Origin of the sequence: Neoroseomonas rubea, from assembly GCF_016106015.1 — a bacterium.
Lineage (GTDB): Bacteria > Pseudomonadota > Alphaproteobacteria > Acetobacterales > Acetobacteraceae > Neoroseomonas > Neoroseomonas rubea.
Genome location: NZ_JACADQ010000215.1, coordinates 1 through 6993 on the forward strand (window position 1 = coordinate 1; position 6993 = coordinate 6993).

At 71.9% G+C, this 6993-nt stretch carries 5 protein-coding genes and 1 pseudogene; 3 read left to right on the forward strand and 3 right to left on the reverse strand.

Going from position 1 to position 6993, the window contains the following annotated elements; genetic code table 11:
• Positions 1 to 250: 250 nt before the first annotated feature.
• From HW577_RS26615 to HW577_RS17335, 3 genes are read left to right on the forward strand one after another with little or no spacing between them, the layout of a single operon-like run.
• Positions 251 to 430, forward strand: coding sequence for a hypothetical protein (locus tag HW577_RS26615; RefSeq protein WP_232475014.1), 180 nt, complete (start codon positions 251 to 253; stop codon positions 428 to 430).
• Positions 430 to 1134, forward strand: coding sequence for a Sir2 family NAD+-dependent deacetylase (gene cobB / locus HW577_RS17330; RefSeq protein WP_232475015.1), 705 nt, complete (start codon positions 430 to 432; stop codon positions 1132 to 1134). Before HW577_RS26615 ends, cobB begins: the two co-directional genes overlap by 1 nt.
• The gene (locus HW577_RS17335) at positions 1134 to 1898 is read left to right on the forward strand and encodes a trypsin-like serine peptidase (RefSeq protein ID WP_198377402.1); all 765 of its coding nucleotides are present in this window, start codon (positions 1134 to 1136) and stop codon (positions 1896 to 1898) included. Before cobB ends, HW577_RS17335 begins: the two co-directional genes overlap by 1 nt.
• Here HW577_RS17335 and xdhB read toward each other — a convergent pair.
• From xdhB to HW577_RS17350, 3 genes and pseudogenes are all read right to left on the reverse strand, one after another.
• Positions 1813 to 4074 (reverse strand): xanthine dehydrogenase molybdopterin binding subunit, encoded by a 2262-nt coding sequence (gene xdhB, locus HW577_RS17340; protein WP_198377403.1) that lies wholly within the window; start codon positions 4072 to 4074, stop codon positions 1813 to 1815. The genes HW577_RS17335 and xdhB overlap by 86 nt on opposite strands.
• Positions 4071 to 6497, reverse strand: a complete 2427-nt coding sequence (gyrB, locus tag HW577_RS17345) for a DNA topoisomerase (ATP-hydrolyzing) subunit B (protein ID WP_198377404.1) — start codon at positions 6495 to 6497, stop codon at positions 4071 to 4073. The genes xdhB and gyrB overlap by 4 nt, the downstream gene beginning before the upstream one ends.
• A gap of 66 nt (positions 6498 to 6563) precedes the next feature.
• Positions 6564 to 6993: pseudogene (locus tag HW577_RS17350) on the reverse strand (DNA replication/repair protein RecF); the annotation flags it as partial.

Below are 6993 nucleotides of genomic sequence, written 5' to 3' on the forward strand. Positions count from 1 at the left end.
CGCGGGCAGGGACCCGGTCGGGCGCGGCTCGGCCGGCTGCGGCGCCGGGCGGGGCGCTGCCATCGCGGCGGGCCGCGGTGCCTGGCCGGGCGTGACCGGGACGTTCAGCACGTACCAGAGGCCGCCGGCGCCGAGCACCACCAGGAACAGCATCGCGAGGAAGGTGCGCAGCATGGGCACAGGATGCCAGCGCGCGGCGCGACCGACGAGACTGTTCCCTTTGCCCCGCGCTTCGATCTAGCCTTTCTGCATGACCCGCCGCCTGACGCTGCCGTTCTTGGCCCTGGCGCTCGCCGCCGGGCCAGCCCTGCCGCCCTTCGCGCCCCTTCCGGCGCAGGCGCAGACCGAGGCACCGGCACCGGCGCCGACCTCCCCCGTGCCGCGCCCGCCACGGTCCTGCACGCCGCCGCCGCCCGCGCCGACATCCTGATGGCCAACCGCATCGTCGTGCTGACCGGCGCGGGAATCTCCCGCGAATCCGGCCTCGCCACCTTTCGCGACGCGGATGGGCTCTGGGCCAAGGTGCGCATCGAGGATGTCGCCACGCCAGACGCGTTCGCGCGCGACCCGACGCGGGTGCAGGGCTTCTATAATGCCCGCCGCGCGCAGCTGCGCGACCCCGCCATCGGCCCGAACGCCGCGCATCTCGCCCTCGCGCGGCTCGAACGGGAGCATGCGGGGGAGGTGCTTCTGGTGACACAGAACGTGGACGACCTGCATGAGCGCGCGGGCTCGACGCGCCTGATCCACATGCATGGGGAGCTGATGAAGGCGCGCTGCCTCGCCTGCCATGGCGCGAGCGCGTGGCGCGCGGACATCGCGCCCGATAGCGCCTGCCCCGCCTGCGGCGCCCGCGGGCGGCTGCGCCCGCATGTCGTCTGGTTCGGGGAGATGCCGCTGGCAATGGAGCAGATCGGCGCGGCACTCGAGGCCTGCGACCTGTTCGTCTCGATCGGTACCTCGGGCAACGTCTATCCCGCCGCGGGCTTCGTGGCCGAGGTGCGCGGGCGAGCCCGCACGGTGGAACTCAACCTCGAACCCTCCGAAGGCGCGTCCCTGTTCGACGAGGCGATGCACGGACCCGCGACGCGGGTCGTGCCCGCCTTTGTCGATGCGCTGCTGCGCGGCGCGTGATGGCGCGAATTTGCGCGCCGCTGCTCGCCGCGGCGCTGATCCTGCCGGGCCTTGCCGCGGCGACCGAGGTTCCCGGTCTCGGCCCGGTCGATCCGCGCCGGCCCGTCCCCTTCGCCGAGCCGCCCTGGAACGCCATCGCACTGGTGGAAACGCGCCCGGGGGGGCGATGCAGCGGCGTCGCGATCGGCCCGCGCGTGGTGCTGACGGCGGCGCATTGCCTCGTCACCACGGATGGGCGGGGGATCGTGCCGCCGGGGGATGTGGCGGTGCGCCTCGGCGGCGCCGTCGCGCGCGGCACGGCGCTCACCGTCGGGCCGGGCTTCGACGCGGCGCGGGAGGAACCCTGGCGGTCCGACTGGGCGCTCGTCACCCTCGCCGCGCCGATCGGCCAGGGGCGCACCCTGCCTCTGCTGCGGGAGGCGCCGTCGAACGGCGCGCCGCTTTCCCTGCCCGCGTGGCAGCATGACCGGCCGGACGTGCTGCTGGCCGATCGCGGCTGCCGCGTGGTGATGGTGGGCACCTTCGGGCCGCAGGGCATCCTTGTCGGGCACAATTGCGCCGGCACCGTGGGCAGCAGCGGGGCGCCGCTTCTGCTGCCCGTCGCGGGCGGCTACGCGATCGCGGGCGTGCAGGTGAAGGCGGCCCTCGGCCAGCCGCTCGGGCTCGCCGTACCGGCGTTCACGATCCCCGCGCCCGCAGCGCCAGAAGCACCCGCTCCGGCGTCGCGGGAAGGTCGAGCCGCGCCACCCCCGTCGCGTCGATAAGCGCGTTCCACACCGCGGTGGCGAGCATCAGCGGCGGTTCGCCCACCGCCTTGGACCGGAAGATCGTCCCCTGGCGCGCGGGGGCGGCGGCCAGCAGCCGGACGCGGAAATCCGGCGGCGCGTCGCGCGATCCGGGGATCTTGTAGGTGGAGGGGCCAAGCGTGCGCTGCCGGCCCTGGTCGTCCCAGAACAGTTCCTCGCAGGTCAGCCAGCCCTGGCCCTGGACGAAGGCGCCCTCGATCTGGCCGCGGTCGATGGCGGGGTTCAGGGAGCGGCCGCAATCCTGCACCAGGTCGGCGCGCAGGACGCGATGCTCGCCGGTCAGCGTGTCGACCACGACCTCCGCAACCGAAGCGCCGTAGGAGAAGTAGAAGAACGGCTCGCCCCTCATCGCCGCCGGGTCCCAGTGGATGTCGGGCGTGCGGTAGAAGCCGGTCGCGGAGAGCGACACGCGCTCGATCCAGCAGCGATGCGCGAGGTCGCCAAAGCCCATCGCGCGGTTGTCGCCCGGGCGCGCGACACGCACACGACCTTCGACGAAGGCGATGTCCTCCGCCGCCACCTCCCACAACCCCGCGGCGACCTCCGCCATCCGGTCGCGGATGGCGAGCGCCGCGTTGTGCGCCGCCCAGCCATTCAGGTCGCTGCCGGTGCTCGCCGCGGTGGGCGCGGTGTTCGGTACTTCCGCCGTGCTGGTGGCGGTGATGCGCACGCGGTCGAGCGGCACGCCGAACGTCTCGGCCACGACCTGCGCGACCTTGACGTTGAGGCCCTGGCCCATCTCCGTCCCGCCATGGTTCAGGCGGATCGAGCCATCCGTGTAGACATGCACCAGCGCGCCCGCCTGGTTCAGGTGGCGGATGCCGAAGGAGATGCCGAAGGCCAGCGCGAAGGATCCGAGCCCACGCCGGAGGAAGGGATGCGCGGCATTGAAGGCGGCGATCTCGGCGCGGCGCGCGTCGATGCCGGCATCGGCGCGGCATTCCGCCCAGGCGCGGCGGATCAGGTCGCCTTCCAGCGCCTGGCCATAGGGCGTCACCGCGTCGTTCGGCGCGCCGGCGAAGTTGCGCTCGCGCACGGCCTCTGGCGATAGGCCGGTCGCGCGCGCGACGCCGCGGATGACATCCTCCATCAGCAGCACGCCCTGCGGGCCGCCGAAGCCGCGGAAGGCGGTGTGGGAGACGCTGTTGGTGCGCAGCGCGAGGCCGGTGAGCCTGACCGCCGGCACGTCGTAGCAGTTCAGCGCATGCGTCAGGCTGCGGAACACCACGCCCGGCGTCAGATCCAGGCTGTGCCCGCCATCGGCGGCGAGCGTCGCCTCCAGTGCCAGGATGCGCCCCGTGCCGTCGAAGCCCGCGCGCCAGCGATACAGGAAGGGGTGGCGCTTGCCTGTCGCCGCCATGTCCGTCTTGCGCGGCAGGCGCAGCTTCACCGGTCGACCGGTGACGCGCACGCCGAGCGCGGCGGCGGCGGCGACCCAGGAGGCGTTGCTCTCCTTCCCCCCGAAGCCGCCGCCCATGCGCCGACACGACACGGGGATACGGTTGTAGTCGAGGCCGAGCACGCGGCCGGCGATGTGCTGCACCTCGGTCGGATGCTGGGTGGAGGAGGTGATGGCGATCTCCCCGTCCTCCCCCGGCATGGCCAGCGCGATCTGGGATTCGAGGTAGAAATGCTCCTGCCCGCCGGCGCGGAATTCTCCTTCCGCCGAAAGCGGGCTTGCGGCGATGGCGGCCGCCGCATCGCCGCGCGCGATGACCTGCGGCGGCATCAGGAAGGACTGCCGTGCGATCGCCTCGTCCAGGTCGAGCAGCGGCGGCAGCGGCGCGATCTCGGCCCGCACGGCGGCGGCGGCACGCAGCGCGGCGTCTCGCGTTTCGGCCAGCACCATGGCGATGGGCTGGCCGTGATGGCGGATGGTGCCGGTGGCAAACAGGGGCTCGTCGCCTTTGCCCGAAGGCGAGATGTCGTTCGCGCCGGGAATGTCCGCCGCAGTCAGCATCAACACCCCCGGCGGCGCCGCGACGGCGTTGAGCGTGCCATGCGCGACGGGGCTCAGGACAAGGGCGGCGTGCAGCAGGCCGGGCGGTTCGGGCAGGTCGTCGGCGAAGCGCGCCGCGCCGGTGCAGTGCGCGAGCGCGCTGTCATGCGGCAGGGCGGCGCCGACCGCGCTCATACGTCGAGATTGGCGACCTTGAGCGCGTTGCCGACGATGAAGTCGCGGCGCGGCTCCACGAGGTCGCCCATCAGCGTCGAGAAGACCTGCTCGGCATCCTCCACATCCTCGACCCGCACGCGCAGCAGCGTGCGCACGGCGGGGTCGAGCGTGGTCTTCCACAGCTGGTCGGGGTTCATCTCGCCCAGGCCCTTGAAGCGCTGGATGGCGAGGCCCTTGCGGCCTTCCGCGATCAGGCGCTCGAAGGCGGCGAGCGGCCCATGCGCCGGAAGTTCCTGCGAGCCCAGCAGCAGCACCGCGGCGCCGGCGGCGAAATCGCGCGCGAAGCGCTCGCGCCGCTCGTCGAGCCAGCGCGCCTCGGCGCTGCGCAGCGCCGTCGCGTCGAGCGTGTGGCGTTCCGTCACGCCGCGCACGGTGCGGGCGAGCGTCAGCCCGGACTCGCCGCTGGTCGCGACCCAGCCGCGTTCATTCGCCGGCGCCAGCGCATTGAGCCGGACAGCGAGCGCCTGGGCGGCGGCGGTCGCGCGGTCCTCCTCCATCGTCAGGGCGCCGGTCACGGCCGCCTGCTCAACGATATCGGCCGGCACGACCCCCGACAGGCGGCGGATGCGGGAGGCCGCCTGGCGCCATTGTTCTTCCTCGGCGCGCAGCTCCTCCGCCGCCATCAGCCTCTCGTCGGCGTAGCGGACGGATGCGCCCGACGTCGCCTTCTCGAGCAGGAAGTCCTCGAGCGCGCGGTCGTCCTTCAGGTAGCGTTCCTCATTGCCGCGCTTGGCGCGGTAGAGCGGCGGTTGCGCGATGTACAGATGCCCGCGCGCGATGAGTTCGGGCATCTGGCGGAAGAAGAAGGTCAGCAGCAGCGTGCGGATATGGCTGCCGTCCACGTCGGCGTCGGTCATGATGACGATGCGGTGGTAGCGCAGCTTGCCGACGTCGAAGCCACCCTCGCTCGGCTCGCCGCGGCCGATGCCGGTGCCCAGCGCGGTGATCAGCGTCCCGATCTCCGCACTTCCCAGCATGCGATCGAAGCGCGCGCGCTCCACGTTTAGGATCTTTCCCTTGAGCGGCAGGATCGCCTGGAAGGCGCGGTCGCGCCCCTGCTTGGCCGAGCCGCCGGCGGAATCACCCTCGACGATGAAGAGTTCGCTCTTTGCCGGGTCGCGTTCCTGGCAGTCGGCCAGCTTGCCGGGCAGGGAGGAGACGTCGAGCACGCCCTTGCGCCGGGTGAGCTCGCGCGCCTTGCGCGCGGCCTCCCGCGCCGCCGCCGCGTCCATGATCTTGCCGACCACGTCCTTGGCTTCCTTCGGGTGCGTCTCGAACCAATGGGTCAGCGCGTCGGCGACCGCGACGTGGACGATGGGCTGCACCTCGGAGGAGACGAGCTTCTCCTTCGTCTGGCTGGAGAATTTCGGATCGGGCACCTTCACCGACAGCACGGCGGTCAGGCCTTCGCGCATGTCCTCCCCGGCCAGCGCGATCTTTTCCTTCTTCGCGAGACCCTCGGCCACCTTGCCGAGCACGCGCGTCAGGGCCTGGCGGAAGCCGGCCAGGTGCGTGCCGCCATCCCGCTGCGGGATGTTGTTGGTGAAGCAGAGCATCGTCTCGTGGTAGGAATCGTTCCAGCGCACGGCGATCTCGACACGGATGCCGTCCTGTTCCTTCGACATGACGCTGATCGGCTGGGCGAAGACCGGCGTCTTGCCCTTGTCCAGCCATTCGACGAAGGCGACCAGGCCGCCATCGAACTTGAAGGCGGTTTCCTGCACCTCCGCATGGCGCTCGTCGCGCAGCGTGATGGCGAGGCCGGAATTGAGGAAGGCGAGCTCGCGCAGCCGGCGTTCCAGCACGGCGAAATCGAACTCGGTTTTCGTGAAGGTCAGCGCGGAGGGCTTGAAGGTCACCTCCGTGCCGTTCGGATGGTCGGATGGGCCGATGACCTCGCAGGGCACGACGGTGTCGCCGTGCTCGAAGCGCAGGCGGTGTTCCTTGCCGTCGCGCCAGATCCGCACCTCCATCCATTCGGAGAGCGCGTTGACGACCGCGGCGCCAACGCCGTGCAGGCCGCCCGAGACCTTGTAGGAATTCTGGTTGAACTTGCCGCCGGCATGCAGGCGGGTCAGCACCACCTCGGCCGCGCTGATGCCTTCCTCGGCATGGATGTCGGTCGGGATGCCGCGGCCGTCGTCGCGCACGGTGACGGAGCCGTCGCCGTTCAGCGTGACATGGCAGGACGTGGCGAAGCCGGCCTGCGCCTCGTCGACCGCGTTGTCGATGATCTCGAAGGCCATGTGGTGCAGGCCGGAGCCGTCATCGGTGTCGCCGATGTACATGCCCGGCCGCTTGCGGACGGCTTCGAGCCCCCGCAGGACGGTGATGGAGGCGCTGTCGTAGGCGTCTGAATCGGGACGCGCGGGCTCGCTCATGCGGCGCGCTCACTCCTGGCTGGAGAAGGGCTGGAAAGGTCTTTTGAACATAGGCCTTTTCCCGCCTCAAGGCGACCCGTCATCGCCCCCGGGCGCAAGGTTTCCGCCCCCCGCCCGGAAGCGGTCGCCAAGGCCCTGGAGGGGGGAAAAGACCTCAGGGTCGGTGCCGGTCAGGAAGGACTGGGCGGGCAGATTGGCCAGGGCCCCGAACAGCGCCGCGCGCCGCGCGGCGTCGAGATGCGCCGCGACCTCGTCCAGCAGCAGCAGGGGGGCGAAGCCGCGGGCCTCGGCGATCAGCGCGGCATGCGCCAGCACGACGGAGATCAGCAGGGCCTTCTGTTCCCCCGTCGAGCAGATGTCCGCCGGCTGGCCCTTGGGCAGGTGGACCAGCGCCATGTCTGCCCGGTGCGCGCCGCGCGCGGCCCCGCCCGCGGCCGCGTCGCGCCGACGATCGGCGGCCAGCGAGATCGGGAGAGCGCACGACTGAAGTCCTGGT